Origin of the sequence: Methylobacterium sp. J-090 (genome assembly GCF_022829345.1) — a bacterium.
GTDB lineage: Bacteria > Pseudomonadota > Alphaproteobacteria > Rhizobiales > Beijerinckiaceae > Methylobacterium.
The window spans coordinates 351,521-366,248 of sequence record NZ_JAKSXV010000096.1 but is presented as its reverse complement, the minus strand read 5'-3'; the positions used below and the strand labels follow the sequence as shown (position 1 = coordinate 366,248).

Genomic DNA, 14,728 nt, shown 5'->3' with positions numbered 1-14,728 from the left:
GCCTCAACCGGGTGGCGGCGCCGGGCTGCCCTGCGCGTCGGCGCGGGTCTCGCCGTCGCGCTTGCCCCGCTCCGGCACGGCGGTCTCGGGATAGCGCTTGCGGTACTCGGTGAGGAACGACTGCAGGGTCTCGGCGCTGGTGGCCTTCTGGGCGATCTCGCGAAAGCCCGTCGTGCGCACGGCGTTGGGCTGGGTCAGGAGGGCGAAGGTGCGCGCGTCGAGGCTCTCGGCCATGGGATCCGCGAACTTCGCCCGGAGGCGCTCGAGGCTCAGGACCTCGTTCGCCAGGCCGTACGCGATGGCTGCACGCAGGACGTCCGTGCGGGCCTTGTCGTCCAGGGGCACGCGCTGGCGCCAGGCATCGCCCACGAGGGTCTCGTGCGCCTCGCCGGCCTCGCGCCAGCGCCGCCCGGTCCACAGGATGTCGGCCCGCAGGCGCGCGGCGTCGGCCCCCGCCTCGCCGTCGATGGTCTCCAGGGCGAGATCGGTGCGCGAGAGGTCGGACAGCGCGCGGGCGCGCAGGAGCGCGCGGGCGCGGCGCAGGTCCTCGGGCAGTTCGGGCAGGTAAGTCGCGTCGAGGACCTGCAGCGCGGGGAGTGGTTTCTCGTCCATCAGCCGGATGGTGGCCAGGCGCGCCGCCACCTCGGCGCGGGCCGGCCCGGTCAGGCGGTGATCCACCTGATGCTGCAGGAGATCGCCCGCGGAATCAAGAAGGTCGAGTTCCACGAGGCGGTCCGACAGGCGACGGACGATTTCGTCGCCGCGGCGCCCGATGGGCGCATAGTCCTTGAAGTCGAAATACAGCCCCAGGGCCTCGACACCGGACAGGTTCGCTCCGCGCTCTCCGAGGTAGAGCTCGTCGAACAGCGCCATGGCCGAGTCGTGCAGGGTGTGGGCGATGGGCGATTGGCCGCGCAGGGCGTCGGCCCGGCGCGCGGCGGTGAAGGCCTGGCGCCAGCGGCCGGCTTCCTTGTACAGGCCGGCGAGGGCCGCGATGGCCCGCGTCTCGATCTCGTCGCCGTGCCAGGTGAGCGTCAGGGCCTCGATGCGCTCGATGGCCTTGGCGAGTGGCAGCTTTCCCGACGCATGGCCGAGGATCGCCGCCCGCAACGCGGCATCGGCGGCCACGGGCCCATTCCCCGCCTCTGCGAGGCGACGGTAGCTCTCCAGGGCGACGACGGTCCGTCCCGTCACTTCGTCGATGCGCGCGCGGAGCAGGCCGAGCTGGTCGCGCTGGGACGGCTCGGGTGAGCGTGCACCCGCCAGGGTGAGGTGGCGGCTTCCCGAATCCCAGTCCCCCGCTTCGATGGCCGCTTCCGCCGCCGCGCTGCGCAGGACGACCTGGAGGTCGTCGGGGTAACGCTCGATGACCCCGGTCGTCTCGCGAAACGCCGCGTCGGCCTTGCCCCACCGGCCGGCCAGGGTGTCGAGGTACCCTTGCCAAAGGCGCACTTCGGCATCGGATTTGAGGCCGTCGCCCTCGAGAATTTGTCGAGCTTCCGCCGCGTGCCCCATGCGTGCGGCGGCGATGGCGATGAGAAGGGCCACGTCGCGCTGCCCGGCAAGGACCGGGTCTTCGGCCACGGCGACCTTGAGAACGCCGTAGGCCTCGACGGTCAGACCATTGGCGAGGAAGCCTTTGGCGAGGGTCAGGCGCAGGAGCCCGCGCGCGACGCGGGGGGCCTCCGTGACGGCTTCGAGCTGGCGGCGCAGGAGGTCGCGTACGTCGCCACGGCGGGATGCTTCCCAGGGCGCGCGATCGACGGCGAGGTCGCCGATGCCGGCAAGCGGCGCGTCCACGGCACGCGCGACGCCGGAGACCGCCATGCCGGCGTCGCGCCCGATGGCGACGCCGTCGATATCGGGCCGGACGAGCAGATCATCGGCCTGTGCGAGGACGGCGACGCCCTGGCGGCTCGGCAGCAGTTCGAAATCGACGAAGGTCTGCCGTTTGGGAATGCCGGCGGGCTTCGGGCCGTATCCGGTGACGACACCGATGCGCTCGCCGTCGAGGTCGAGCCATGTGGCCCCGCCGGGGTTCGGCAGCTTCACACCGACGCCGAGGCGGCCGTTCGCTCCGGCCGTCCGGATCGCCGACAGGGGCTCGCTCGCGGAGAGATCGGTCCCGGCCACCAGCTCCCAGCCCGTGGGGGCGTCGGCGGGACCGGTCGGCACGAGGTCGAGGAGGCGCTCGCGCGGCACGGGAAGACGGATGGTGACGAAGCCGCCCGTCCGGATGGGAGCCCCGAACGGCACGAGGATTGGATCACCCGCCGGAATCGTGACAGGTTGGGACGTCTCGAACACCAAGGTCGCGATCCCGGCCCGCTCGAAGAGGGCGGCGGCCGGCATCCGCGTGAAGGGAAACACCCATCCGGGGCCGGCTGGGCGGACGACGACGGGGGGTGACGCAGATGTCGGCGGTTTGATCGACGCCTGTGCGACGGGTTTCGCCTCGATCCGGCCCGTCCCGGCCTCACTGCCCGCCGTCCCAGCGTCCTCGGATGCTTGCGGAATCCGTGCCTCGACCGGCTTCGTCTCGCTCGCCCTGCGCACCACATCGAGGGTGGCACCGTCCGCATCGCGGGCTGACCTGATTTCGTAGCCATCGGCCGGCGTTACCAGGAGGCGCGCGCCCATCGCGTCGTCCTCGACGGACAGGGCCGCGATGGCGGGCTTGAGGCGTCCACGCGTGGCGGTCTCGTCAATCCGCCAGGACCCGGGCAGATCGAGTCGCGTGACCGGACCGTCGCGTTCAAATCGCGCCGCCGCGGACTCGGGCAGACGCAGGCTGAGACGCACGAGGTTCGGGCGCAGGGCGAGCTCGAGGGGCAGGCGCACAATCTCCGGCGGTTTCGGTCGCGCGGCCCTCAGGGCGGCCTCGGCGGCCTGGGTCCGGGCGAACAGCTCGGCCACCACCTCCGGCGGCAGGGGCGGCGGCAGGCCCGCCCAGTCGAGGGGCAGGAGATCGATGAAGGTGGTCTCGCCCGCATTCTGCACGTTGACGCGATACGGGCGCTGCAGGGCGAGGCGCAGGCCCGTGCCGTCCGGATCGCGTCGGACCACGGACACGTAGTCGGGCATCTGCGCGGCAAGCCGCTCGGCGAAGGCGGAGCTGCGCTCGGAGAAGGCGATGACGAGGACAGTGCCCGAGACGCGGGCCTTGACCGTGACGGCCGTATCGAATGTCAGGGTGATGCGGCCGTAGCGCTCTGCCTGGACCCCCGCGGCGGCCGTCAGGCGCGCGGCCGCGGCGGGGCCGCACAGGACGAACCCGGCAAGGATCGACGCTGCGGCGAGGCCGACCCAGGGCCGACGTCGTCGTGTCGCGATACCGGCACCCAGACCCATCGCAGGATACGCCAACTCCGACTGGCGCCCCACCCGCTCGGCGAGCGGGGCGCCTTACGCCACACAGTCCGGCCACTCTCTATGGTCTGGGCTAACGGGCGCTTAAGAGCCCGATGCCCCCTTCCGCTTGCTCGAAGCGGAAGGAAGCAAGCCCGCGCGACGTCTGAGGATGATCGATCTTCGCCATCCCGAAGCGATCCGTCGGGCGTCCTATGACATGCCGCTAAGGTGTTGTGCGCTTGACGACGAGGTTGGGGATCGTGGTGCCCGCGGGACCAAAATTGGCGTCGGCCCGGGCGCAACTCGCGGACGTATCCTTAGTGTAGACCTCCGTGTAGGTGCGCGAGCGCAGCAGGAGATCGCCCGCCGACAGATCCTCCAAGGTTACACCGAGACCTGCCACGACGTCCTTGAAGCGGGTGTAGTCGGGCTTGAGGTCCGGGCAGGCGTTCTGGACGAAGTAGAGCAGGCCGGCGAGCTTGGCGGCGCTATTGCGTTGGCGCTCGGCTTTCGTTTCGGGGGGACGGGTCTCGGGTGCGGCGGCGTCGGGCGGCGGAGCGTTCTGAGCCAGGGCGGGCGCGGTCAGTGCGGCCACCAGCAGGCCGGCGGTCAGGAATCTTCTCATCGGCGTTTCCTCGCGGTTGGTTCTGGGAGCAGCGTCGTCGTTGATCGAATTTTTTCGGGATGCGCTGCCGTTCTCAATCGCGCTGCCGAACTCAACCGGTCAGGGCGACCGCGCGTGCCAGGGCCGGTCCAAAGCCACCGAGCGGTACGGTGATCACCAGCGGTTCCTTGGCATCAGGCCTAGTGGCCGTCACGGTCAGGGCCTTGGCCGTCTTCATGGTGTCGGTGGCCAGGGTCGGGAAGCTGACGGGGACGATGCAGCCCTCCTGGCTGCAGCTGAGATAGGGAGCGCCCTGCCCGAGGACCGCCTCGTCGAGCTTGAACTGGACGCCGCCCTCGATGTTGACGCCCAGTGGCATCAGGATTAGCCCAGCGGCGCGGCCCTCGGCCGGCGCGCGCAATTCGATGGCGAAGGAGCGGCGTCCATCGGTCTTCGAGCCTTGCGCCTGCATCAGGGTACAGGTCGCCGGCCCGGCTCCCTCTCGGGCGCAGACCACAGTCCAGTCGCCGTAGACTTCGCTCACCGAGGCGGCACCGACCGGCCAGACTGCCGTTGGGGCCGGTGCCGCCGTCGCGGTGGCGGGTTTTGCGGCCGGCGCGGGCTTGGCGGCGGGGACGGGCTTCGGTTTGGGCTTCGGCTTCGGGGCCGTTTCCACTGGGGCCTCCGGCTCCCCGGTATCCTGGGCGAGGGTCGGACCGATGGCAGCCGGTAGGAGGATGAGGGTCAGGAGCACACCGAGCGCGGCGGAGGGAAGCGGTCGGAGCAGACAGGGCAGCGGCAAGCGGGGCCTCCAGGGACGTCTCGGGCATCGGAGGCTCTCACGCAGCGTCTTAACCCGCCCTCGATGGGGAGCTTCGCGCGCGATAACCTCTGAGCCTGCCGCCTAACCCCGACGCACGGCACACGCAACCGTAAGGGTTCGTTAAGATCGTCGCCTCAGCGTCTCGGGTCTACCCTGCCCGCGGATTCGATGGCCGGAAGCTCGTTGGGTCCAAGACCGGCAACCGACGGGGCCTGTGACGGCGGTTGGGTGCCGCGCGCGCGATTCGCGAGGGCGACAGTGAGTTTCTCGGCGGGTTCCGACTGCATCAACGCCAGGACCTCCGCCATCTTGCGCGGGTTCATGGCGAGGACGATGGGCACCAACACTTCGAGGGTGAGGCGATCGAAGACCCGTGCGGCGTCTTTGGGCTTCATGGTCTCGTACATGGTGACGATATTCTTGAGGGCGGCCTTCTCGGTCTCGGCGCGCTGATTGGCCCCGCCCTCGGCGCTTCCCTCGCCCTGCCTGAGGGCATCGACGCCGGTCTCCAGCTTGCGTTCGGCGGTACCGATGAGCTGCTCGCGCAGGTCGAGGGCGTCGCTGCGCTGTTTGAGGGTGTCACGGCGGGTCGCCAAGCGCTCGAGGATCGCACGCTCGGATGCCGGCATCGCCTCCGGGGGCGGAGGGGGGCGAGCCACCGGCTTCTCGGGTTCCGGCGGCGGCTTCTCGGGCTCCTTCGCGCTGACGGAGCCGGTGGTGGTTGGGTCGGACGGCTCGTAGCCCGTACGGGCTTTGGCGAGCACGCGGGCGAAGTCCGGTAGGGGCGCGTCCGGCGCGGGTTTCGAATCCTCGATGGTGATCGCCCCGAGCTTCAGGACGAGAAGGCCGACAGCCGCGAGGGTGACGGCATCGATCAGGCGTAGCTTGAGCGGGCGCGGCTGTGGAAAACGGACGCGTAGACCCGGCTTCCCGGCCTTCTTGGCCTGTCCCGGAAGCCGTGGAGAGGCCGGATTGGTCATGCGGCCTTGCTCCGCAGGCGTTCGAGGGCCCGTTCGGACATGGCGAGCGCGGCGGCGGCGGCGGCTCCGAGACGCTCACCATTCGGGCTGGCCGGAACACTTATCGGGATACGGGACTGAGGTCTCACGGACTGCGGGGCGTCATGGGCGGGCTCGTCCGCGATGCGTGGTGCCGGGCGGGCAATGCCTCCGTGCGCGCCGCCGGCTTGCGCGACGATGGCCGAGATCCGTCCGATCACCGTCTCGCCGGCTATCACGTGGGCGGAGAGGTCGGCGGCGTAGCGCTCGGCGGTGGCGAGACGGTCGGCGAGGGTCCGGTCGCATTCGTCGAGGGTGGCGCGCAGGCCCGCTACGGCGCGTTCGGCGGTGGCGCTGGCCACCACGAGGTCGCCGATGGTCTGCCGCATACCCGCCTCGTCGGCCTTCATCCGGGAGATACGCCGGCTCAGCCGCACGGACGAGACGATCGTGGCGACGAGCAGGATGGCGACGAGGATATCGGCGCTGAGGGTGGCGAGGAGACTCATGAGGCTCACCCGTCGTTGCGGTTGTTCATGGAGGCCTCGAAAGCCTGGAAAGTGGTGCGGGACCGGCGTAGCGGCCGGGTCAGCTGCACGGCGATACTATCGTCCACCCGGCCGATCCGTCCCTGCGTCAGGGCCCAGTCGCCGCAGCGGACGGAAATGAGGTCGGAGGGTTTGGTATCGAACATCAGGGTGTCGCCCACCTTCAGGGACAGCACCTTCTTCAAGGGGAGCATCGTCTCGTGGAGCACGGCCTCCATGGTCGCGTCGGCCTGCCAGATCTCCGTGGCGAGATGGCTTTCCCAGACGTGGTCGCGTCCGAGCTTCTCGCCCATGAAGCTCTGCATGAGCAGTTCACGGATCGGCTCTATGGTGGCGTAGGGGAACAGGATCTGGAGCAGGCCGCCGCGCCCGTCCATGTCGAGCTTGAGGCTGATCAGGATGGCGGCGTTGGCCGGGCGCGTGATGGTGGCGAAGCGCGGGTTGGTCTCGATTCGGTCGATGGCGAAGCGGACGGGCGAGAGCGGCTGGAACGACAGTTCGAGGTCGGTGAGGATGATCTCCACGAGACGGCGCACGAGCTGCATCTCGATGGTGGTGAAGGGCCGTCCATCGAGGCGCGTCGAGGTGCCGCCGCGCTTGCCGCCGAGCAGCAGGTCCATGGTCGAGTAGGCGAGATTCGATTCGACGGTGACGAGGCCTGAGTTCTCCCAGGCATCGGCCCGGAACACGCCGAGCAGGGTCGGCAGGGGGATTGCGTTGAGATAGTCGCCGAACCGCACTGAGGTGATGTTGTCCAGCGTCACCTCGACGTTGTCCTGGAAGAAATTGCGCAGGCTCGTCGAAAGCAACCGGATCATCCGGTCGAAGACGATTTCCAGCATCGGCAGGCGTTCGTACTGAACGACGCCCGAATCGACGATGGCGCGCACGCCGCCGGCCCCGGAGGCCGACAGTTCGCGCAAGGAGAAGCCGAGGACGCCGTCGATCTCATCCTGGTTCAGGATACGGTCGTTGCCGCTGAGCTCAGGTAGGTTGTCGGTCTCCCCGTCCTCGATCATCGTCGCCCATTCGGCGGCGACGTCGCTGGCGTGGGTGGTCGTACCCTGTTCGGCCAGGGCCGCGCCCCATTCGTCGGCGAGGGAGGAATCGCCCCCGGCCTCGTTCTGCGCGATGAGGGCTGCGGCCCAGTCGTCCTCGTCGGCGTCGGCCATGGAAGTTCCGAATGCGGGTGTGAAAGGGGTCGGTGAGGGCTACTGGACGATGACGTCCTTGAAGAGCACCGCCTCGGCCCGGGCCGGGTGGATCGCGACGTTGACCCGCCGCAGCAATTCCTCTCGCAGGCGGTAGAGACCGGCGGAACCCGACAGATCGCTGGCGCGCAATTCGCGCATATAGACTTGGAACGCGTCTTCGATGCGCGGCATCAGGGGCTTCACCTCCTGCTCGACCTTGGCGTCCTTGAGCTCGATGGAGATCTTGATCTTGGCAAAGCGTGCCTTGTCCTGGCCAGCCTCGCTCGACAAGTTGACCATCATCTCCCGTACGTCGAGGAACACGATCGGCGCCTTGACCTCTGCCACGGCCGGCCCGTGCCCGTCGCCGCTGGCCTTCTTCTTCATCAGGAAGACCCCGCCGCCGCCGAGCGCCAGGACGGCCACCGCCGCGATGATGATGAGCTTCTTCTTCGAACCGGCCGGAGCCTCGCCCTCCGCGCCCTCAACAGCGGCCTTCTTGGGCTTCTTGGCCATCGATCCCGCCCCGAATACAGCGCCGTCCTTCCAAGCTTCGCGCACATGCGAGGCCCGTGAGAGCGAGATATCGGCCGCGAGGGTTAACGCGCCGTTAAGGCGGCAAGAACTGCCGGGTCGGACTTGCCGCGCGGACCCGGCATGGGCTGCGGGTGCCGGACAGATTTATCGACAAGTAATTGAAAGAATTTGATAAAATTTGATCGCTCGGCCTGGCACGGCCCATGCGGACCTGTTCCGTAGTTACCGCTCGTCGCAGTTGGGTCGTGTCATGCAGAACGCAATGTTCGTGGGGGTCTCGAGCCAGGTCGCGCTTCAGCGCGAGCTGGAGGTGATCGCCAACAACATGGCCAACGTCTCGACCAACGGCTTCAAGGCCCGCAATTCGCGTTTCCAGGAATACCTGATGCCGGTGGCAAGCGCGGATTCGTTCCAGAAGCCGGATCGGCGCGTCTCCTACGTCATCGACCAAGGGACGGCCCTCGATCTCGGCCAGGGGCCCATCGAACAGACCGGCAACCCCCTCCACGTCGCCGTGCGGGGCGAGGCCTTCCTCGTGGTGCGGACCCCATCGGGCGATCGCTACACCCGCAACGGCGCGTTCGAGACTGACGCCCAGGGCAACCTCGTCACCAGTGACGGCTATGCCGTGCAGGGCGACGGCGGTCCGATCCAGATCGGCCCGCAGGAGACCGGGATCGCCATCGGCCCCGACGGCACGGTCTCGACCAATCTCGGCATCCGCGGCCGGGTCCGGCTCGTGACCTTCGCCAACCCGCAGGCCCTCACCAACGAAGGCGCCAACCTCTACGCCTCCACCGCCGCGCCGACCCCCGCGGGACTCGCCGGCCGCGTCGAATCGGGGGCGCTGGAGCGATCCAACGTCAAGCCGGTCATCGAGATGACGCGGCTCATGGACGTGAACCGTACCTACACCATGGTTTCGGGCGTGATCTCGCGCCTCGACGAACTGCGCGGCACGGCGATCCGTCGCCTCGCCGACGTCGCCTAAGGATCAGCACCCATGCGCGCGCTCTACGCTGCCGCCACCGGCATGGCGGCCCAGGAACTCAACGTCCAGGTCATCTCCAACAACATCGCCAACCTTCGGACCACGGGCTACAAGCGCCAGCAGCCGCATTTCCAGGATCTGCTCTACCAGAACCTGCGACGGGCCGGCTCCTCGACTTCTGACCAGAACACCCAGTTGCCCGCGGGCCTCGCCATCGGTTCGGGCGTGAAGACCACCTCGACGGCCCGGGTGATGTCGCAGGGCACCCTGACCTCGACGGAGAAGGACTACGACGTCGCCATCCGCGGCGAGGGCATGTTCCGCGTCACCATGCCGGACGGGCGCACGGCCTATACCCGCGACGGCTCGTTCGACCTCTCCGCGCAGGGCCAGCTCGTCACCCGCGACGGCTACCTCGTCGATCCCGGCATCACGGTCCCGAACAACGCCACCTCCGTGACCATCAGCGCGCAGGGCGCGGTGCAGGCGACCGTGCCGGGACAGACGGCGCCCCAGGCGCTCGGGCAGTTCCAGTTGGCGCGCTTCGTCAACAAGGTCGGGCTCGAATCCATCGGCGACAACCTGTTCATCGAGACCGCCGCTTCGGGCCCGGCCATCGCGGCGACGCCGGGTTCGGAGGGATTCGGCAACCTGCAGCAGAGCTACCTCGAAGAGGCCAACGTCAACGCGGTGACCGAGATCTCGTCCCTGATCGCGGCTCAGCGTGCTTACGAGATGAATTCCAAGGTCGTCACTGCCGCCGACCAGATGATGTCCACCACATCTCAGATGTTCCGCGGTTAATCGGGAGCGCCATCATCATGTACGCCCTGAAATACGTTCATCCCACTGTGCGGACCCGCGTGTCACCGGTCAATCCGGCGATGGTCGTTCGCGCATTGCTGGCGCTCGTGGCGCTTGGACTGCTCACCCTTCCGGTGCTGGCGGAAGGGCCGGCCCAGCGCCTGCGCCTGCGCGGCGACGTCACGGCGCGCGGCGACGTGCTGACATTGGGCGATCTTGTCGAGGGGGCGAGCCCGGATCTCTCGGCGCGCCCGCTGTTCCGCGCGCCGTCACTCGGGGCCAGCGGAACGATCCAGGCCCGGCGCATCGCCGAGGCCGTAACGGCACTCGGCCTGGGTGAGATCGAGACGGGCGGGCGCGTCCAGGTCGCGGTCCAGCGCGCGGCACGGCGCGTCGCGCAGCCCGAGATCGAGGCCGCCCTGAAGCGCTCCCTCGAGACGGCCTACGGCCTCGACGGCCGCACTCTGGCGATCCGGCTCGACGGCGAGGCCCCGGTGCTGCTCGCCCCCGTCGACCTCGACGGCCAGGCCTCCGCCCTCGACCTCACCTACGATCCGCGCTCGCGGCGGCTCGCCGCCCTGGTGACGCTCGGCGAGCGTCAGGCGTCGCTCCGGGTCACCGGCCTCGTCCTCGAGATCCGCGAGGTCGTCGTCCTCGGCCGCCAGCTCAATCGCGGCGAGGCCGTCACGGCGGCCGACTTCACCATCGAGCGCCGCCCCAGGGAGGCGGTCCCCACCGATGCCCGGACGGGCGCGGCGGATTTGGCCGGCCAAGTGGCGCAGCGGGCCTTGAGCGCCGGTGCGATCCTGCGCGGGGGCGACGTCGCCCCGCCCGACCTCGTCCTGCGCGGCGAGGCCGTCACCATCGTGTTCGACGCGCCCGGCCTCGCCCTGTCCCTGCGGGGGCAGGCCAACGAGAGCGGCCGCCTCGGCGCGGCGATCACCGTGACCAATCCGGTCTCGAAGAAGGTGCTGCCCGCCACCGTCACCGGACCGGGCCGGGTCTCCGTCGGCCCGGCGCCCGCGCCGGTCGTGCGGCAGGCCAACGCCGCCCTCGACGGCGCCCGCTGATCCTCATGTCGCGAAACGCCATGTCCCCGAACGCCATGTCCCCGAACGCCATGTCCCAGCACGCTTCGAGCACGGTCCCGATGAGCCATCGCGTCCGCCCCGCCCTCGCCGTCGCGCTCCTGTGCACGGGTTTGTCCGCCTGCAACACCGCCGACCGGCTCTCGCAGATCGGCGCGACGCCGGCCCTCTCGGCCATCGAGGACCCGACGTCCCAGGCCGGCTACAAGCCCGTGCGTCTGCCGATGCCCGAGGTCCAGCCGGTCTCCTACGCGCCGAACTCCCTCTGGCGCACGGGATCGCGAGCGTTCTTCAAGGACCAGCGCGCGGCCCGCATCGGCGACCTCGTGACCGTGAAGGTCAACGTCACCGACAAGGCCAACCTCAACAACGAGACCAAGCGCTCGCGCTCCAACGCCGAGGGGTTCGGGCTGCCCAACGCCTTCGGCCTGGAGAAGAACGCAGGCGTGGCCGCCGCCGGGATCGCCGCCGACAAGCTTCTCAACGCCACCTCGACCACGTCGAGCGACGGCACCGGCTCGGTCCAGCGCAACGAGACCGTCACCACCAGCATCGCCGCCATCGTCACGCAGATCCTGCCCAACGGCAATCTTGTGGTGGAGGGCAAGCAGGAGATCCGCATCAACTTCGAGGTGCGCGAACTCGTCGTCGCCGGCGTGGTCCGGCCCGAGGACATCGAATCCGACAACACCATCGAGTCGACCAAGATCGCCCAGGCCCGCATCGCCTATGGCGGCCGGGGCCAGATCACCGACGTTCAGCAGCCGCGCTACGGCCAGCAGATCGTGGACGTGCTGCTGCCGTTCTGACGCGATTGCGAGGTCGCCGCGACGGTACCGATGCGCCGTCGCGGCGGGAGCAACGCGGGGCCGTGAAGGGGGAAGCCCTCAATGCTCCGTGCCCGGACGGTTCGGGCGCGGGGCCTCGCCGTGATCCCTGGTGAAGGCGGAGCGCTCGGGGTCGTTCTTCTTGGCCGCGACGCGGGCGCGTTGCCAGAGGGCGACGCCGATGACGAGGCCGAGGGTCACGACGGCGAGGACGAGGACGAGAACTTCATTGTTCATGGCGTTGTCTCCCGGACGATTCTGTTCTCGTCAGGAAGCCGAGCCGGACTCGGAAGGTTCCGTGATCCGGGTGCAGGTCTTCGTCAAGTCACCGGATTGTATCGAGGCCGCGATCGCAGTGTGCCCGATCGGAAAGGGGCTCGCGCGGCGCCAAGTGCTTGACGGGAACTGAATTCCCGCGCCGGGCCGGTGCCCGTCGCGTCCGACGAATGCCTAATCGTCGCGGTAGACCCGCTCGCGGCGCTCGTGCCGTTCCTGGGCCTCCAGGGACAGGGTCGCGATGGGGCGGGCGTCGAGGCGCTTCAGGGAGATCGGCTCGCCCGTCTCCTCGCAATAGCCGTAGGAGCGGTCCTCGATGCGCGCCAGGGCCGCATCGATCTTGCCGGTGAGCTTGCGCTGGCGGTCGCGGGCGCGCAGTTCGATGGCCCGGTCGGTCTCGGACGAGGCCCGATCGGCGAGATCGGGATGGTTCTCGTTCTCGCTCTGGAGGGCGACGAGGGTGTCCTGGGCCTCGCGCAGGATGTCGGATTTCCAGCCCAGGAGTTTCCGGCGGAAGTACTCGCGCTGCCGATCATTCATGAAAGGCTCGCTCTCGCTCGGTACGTAGCCGTCCTCGAGTGTGATCTTCGCCATTCGCGCCCCTCGCAAGTCCGTCGCGGTCAGTCTGCGGCGATATTTTGCGTGGCTATAATGCAGGGATCGGTCCACGACAACGCGCGGATACCACAGGGAAGCCCAATCGTAACAGATGGAGCGTGCGATGCGGCAAACACGCAACGGCTGTAGGGCGTGATGGTGCACCCCGGCACCCTCGCCCCCCGTGCGTTCTGCCCACCGTGCGCCCTGCCCCGTGATCGCGGCCGGATCAGAACTGGAAGTAGATGAAGGCGTAGTTCGCGTCCTCGCCGATCCGCAGCAGGAGGGCGACGAACAGCAGGCCGAAGCCGACGGCCGCGAGGCGGCTCGGTGGCGTGCGCTGCACGACGGTCCAGGCCGTGGGGCCGAGACAGGCGATCGCCGCCGCCGGCGCCAGGGTACGCCAGGGCAGACCGGTGCCGAGCGGCGCCTGCCCGGCGAGACCGCCGAGGATCGCCAGGGCCGCCGGGAGATTGTGCGCGCGAAACAGCACCCAGGTCGCCGCGACGAAGCCGAAGGTGAGGAACCAGCCCAGGGCCGCCGGCAGGGCGAGCCCCGCGCGCCGCCACAGCAGGCCGACGCCGAGGCCGAGGCCGTGGGCGGCGCCCCAGGCCACGAAGGTGAGGCCGGCGCCGTGCCACAGGCCGCCCAGCGTCATGGTGGCCCCGAGGGCGAGGAACTGGCGCGCGAGGCCATGGCGGTTGCCGCCCAAGGGAACGTAGAGGTAGTCGCGCAGGAAGCGCGACAGGGTCATGTGCCAGCGCCGCCAGAACTCCCGCAGGGAGGTGGCCCGGTAGGGACGGTCGAAGTTCGGCGGCAGGACGATCCCGAACATCAGGCCGAGGCCCAGGGCCATGTCGGTGTAGCCGGAGAAGTCGAAGTAGATCTGGAAGGTGAAGCCGAGCGCGGCCTGCCAGGCCTGCGCGACGGTCACGGGGCCGCCGGACGCGGCCAGGTCGAAGACCGGATTGACGAGGGCCGCCAGGGGATCGCCGAAGAACACCTTCTTCGCGAGGCCGAGGCAGAGCAGCATCAGCCCCTGCCCGAAGCGCTCGGGCGCGACGGGGTCGCGCTCGGCGAACTGGTGCATCACCTCGCGCCAGCGCACGAGGGGCCCGGCGAGCACCTGTGGGAAGAACGCGATGTAGAGGGCGTAGGACCGCAGATCGAAGGCCGGAGCCCGGCCGGCCCGGAGGTCGGCGAGGTACATGCAGTGGTGGAAGGTGAAGAACGAGATGCCGAGCGGCAGGGCGAGGCCGGCATGGCCGAGTTGCACCCCGGGAATCCAGGCGACGAGGTCGGCGAGGAAATCGAGATACTTGAAGACCGCCAGGGCCGCGAGGTTTGCCCCGATGGCGAGCGGGATCAGGCCGCGCGGCCGGCTGCGCAGATAGGCCCGGGCGACCAGCCAGTTCGCCAGGATGGACAGGGCCAGCAGCGGGACGAAGCGCGGGTCCCACCAGCCGTAGAACACGAACGACAGGAGGAGCAGGCAGTCGGGCCGCGCGGCGGGACGCCACCGCAGCACCAGGCCGTGGAGCCCGAGGGCGACGGGCAGGAAGCCCAGCAGGAAGACGATCGAGTTGAACAGCATGCGCGCCGGCCCACGGGTGCGAGGGATCGCAGCCCGTCCGCGTGTCCGGGTTCAGGGATGGTGCGGCTTGTCGGGGATCGACGCGGGGGCGTCAACGGCAGGTCCCGTCGGGGATATCGATTCGGGCTCCGCCGAGGGGGCGGGGGATGCGATCCTGCGACAGAATCCGCCCATCCCCCGTCATCCGTTCTCGGCCAGGAACCATGCCCGACGGGCCACGTTGGGCTCGGCTGGAACAGGGGCGATCATGAATATCGAAGACATTCGCGAGCATATGCCCGTCGTCGGATCGGACGATATCCACGTTGGAACCGTCGATCATCTTGAGGGCCAGCGTATCAAGATGACGAAGACTGACGAAGATGCGGGCGGAAAGCATCACTATCTTCATGTCGATTCCATCGCGGCGGTCGCGGATGGGTGCATCACGCTCAATCGTACCGCGGCGCAGGCCAAGGACGAGTGGGCTACCGCCGACTGACCTTGGGACCCGACGC

The 14,728-nt window shown here is 69.2% G+C and carries 15 protein-coding genes; 5 read left to right on the top strand and 10 right to left on the bottom strand.

Translation table 11 applies throughout. From position 1 onward, the window contains the following. Positions 1–3: 3 nt before the first annotated feature. The 7 genes from MKK49_RS18750 to fliL all read right to left on the bottom strand — a co-directional run bounded on the left by MKK49_RS18750 (position 4) and on the right by fliL (position 8,033). On the bottom strand, positions 4–3,351 hold the full coding sequence (locus MKK49_RS18750) for a hypothetical protein (RefSeq protein ID WP_244031196.1): 3,348 nt from the start codon (positions 3,349–3,351) through the stop codon (positions 4–6). A 223-nt stretch (positions 3,352–3,574) separates the two neighbouring features. After that, the gene (locus tag MKK49_RS18745; protein WP_244031195.1) at positions 3,575–3,976 is read right to left on the bottom strand and encodes a hypothetical protein; all 402 of its coding nucleotides are present in this window, start codon (positions 3,974–3,976) and stop codon (positions 3,575–3,577) included. Between the two features lie 91 nt (positions 3,977–4,067). Then, positions 4,068–4,751: an invasion associated locus B family protein gene (locus MKK49_RS18740; RefSeq protein ID WP_409565103.1), complete on the bottom strand. Its 684-nt coding sequence runs from the start codon at positions 4,749–4,751 to the stop codon at positions 4,068–4,070. A 161-nt stretch (positions 4,752–4,912) separates the two neighbouring features. Beyond that, on the bottom strand, positions 4,913–5,758 hold the full coding sequence (locus tag MKK49_RS18735) for a MotE family protein (RefSeq protein WP_244031194.1): 846 nt from the start codon (positions 5,756–5,758) through the stop codon (positions 4,913–4,915). Continuing rightward, a complete protein-coding gene (locus MKK49_RS18730; protein WP_244031192.1) occupies positions 5,755–6,285 on the bottom strand; it encodes a DUF6468 domain-containing protein in 531 nt (176 codons plus the stop codon). Before MKK49_RS18730 ends, MKK49_RS18735 begins: the two co-directional genes overlap by 4 nt. Positions 6,286–6,290: 5 nt before the next feature. Further along, the gene (gene fliM / locus MKK49_RS18725; RefSeq protein WP_147710209.1) at positions 6,291–7,496 is read right to left on the bottom strand and encodes a flagellar motor switch protein FliM; all 1,206 of its coding nucleotides are present in this window, start codon (positions 7,494–7,496) and stop codon (positions 6,291–6,293) included. Between the two features lie 39 nt (positions 7,497–7,535). Then, on the bottom strand, positions 7,536–8,033 hold the full coding sequence (gene fliL / locus MKK49_RS18720; protein ID WP_244031190.1) for a flagellar basal body-associated protein FliL: 498 nt from the start codon (positions 8,031–8,033) through the stop codon (positions 7,536–7,538). 271 nt (positions 8,034–8,304) lie between these two features. Between fliL and flgF the strand changes: the two genes are divergently transcribed. From flgF to flgH, 4 genes are all read left to right on the top strand, one after another. Next, positions 8,305–9,045, top strand: coding sequence for a flagellar basal-body rod protein FlgF (flgF, locus tag MKK49_RS18715; protein WP_244031188.1), 741 nt, complete (start codon positions 8,305–8,307; stop codon positions 9,043–9,045). Positions 9,046–9,057: 12 nt separating this feature from the next. Continuing rightward, complete coding sequence (flgG, locus tag MKK49_RS18710; RefSeq protein WP_056093146.1) at positions 9,058–9,849, top strand: flagellar basal-body rod protein FlgG; 792 nt, start codon at positions 9,058–9,060, stop codon at positions 9,847–9,849. 17 nt (positions 9,850–9,866) lie between these two features. Continuing rightward, entirely contained in the window at positions 9,867–10,919 is a 1,053-nt protein-coding gene (flgA, locus tag MKK49_RS18705; RefSeq protein WP_244031186.1) for a flagellar basal body P-ring formation chaperone FlgA, read from the top strand. Positions 10,920–10,999: 80 nt separating this feature from the next. Then, on the top strand, positions 11,000–11,746 hold the full coding sequence (flgH, locus tag MKK49_RS18700; protein ID WP_244031185.1) for a flagellar basal body L-ring protein FlgH: 747 nt from the start codon (positions 11,000–11,002) through the stop codon (positions 11,744–11,746). 78 nt (positions 11,747–11,824) lie between these two features. On the opposite strand, the gene MKK49_RS18695 is transcribed toward flgH, so the two are convergent. From MKK49_RS18695 to MKK49_RS18685, 3 genes are all read right to left on the bottom strand, one after another. Next, the gene (locus MKK49_RS18695) at positions 11,825–12,001 is read right to left on the bottom strand and encodes a hypothetical protein (RefSeq protein WP_244031184.1); all 177 of its coding nucleotides are present in this window, start codon (positions 11,999–12,001) and stop codon (positions 11,825–11,827) included. A gap of 213 nt (positions 12,002–12,214) precedes the next feature. Then, the gene (gene dksA / locus MKK49_RS18690) at positions 12,215–12,634 is read right to left on the bottom strand and encodes an RNA polymerase-binding protein DksA (RefSeq protein ID WP_056093152.1); all 420 of its coding nucleotides are present in this window, start codon (positions 12,632–12,634) and stop codon (positions 12,215–12,217) included. 232 nt (positions 12,635–12,866) lie between these two features. After that, the gene (locus MKK49_RS18685) at positions 12,867–14,231 is read right to left on the bottom strand and encodes an MBOAT family O-acyltransferase (protein ID WP_244031183.1); all 1,365 of its coding nucleotides are present in this window, start codon (positions 14,229–14,231) and stop codon (positions 12,867–12,869) included. A gap of 247 nt (positions 14,232–14,478) precedes the next feature. Between MKK49_RS18685 and MKK49_RS18680 the strand changes: the two genes are divergently transcribed. Continuing rightward, on the top strand, positions 14,479–14,712 hold the full coding sequence (locus tag MKK49_RS18680; protein WP_279595622.1) for a DUF2171 domain-containing protein: 234 nt from the start codon (positions 14,479–14,481) through the stop codon (positions 14,710–14,712). The last annotated feature ends 16 nt before the right edge of the window (positions 14,713–14,728 follow it).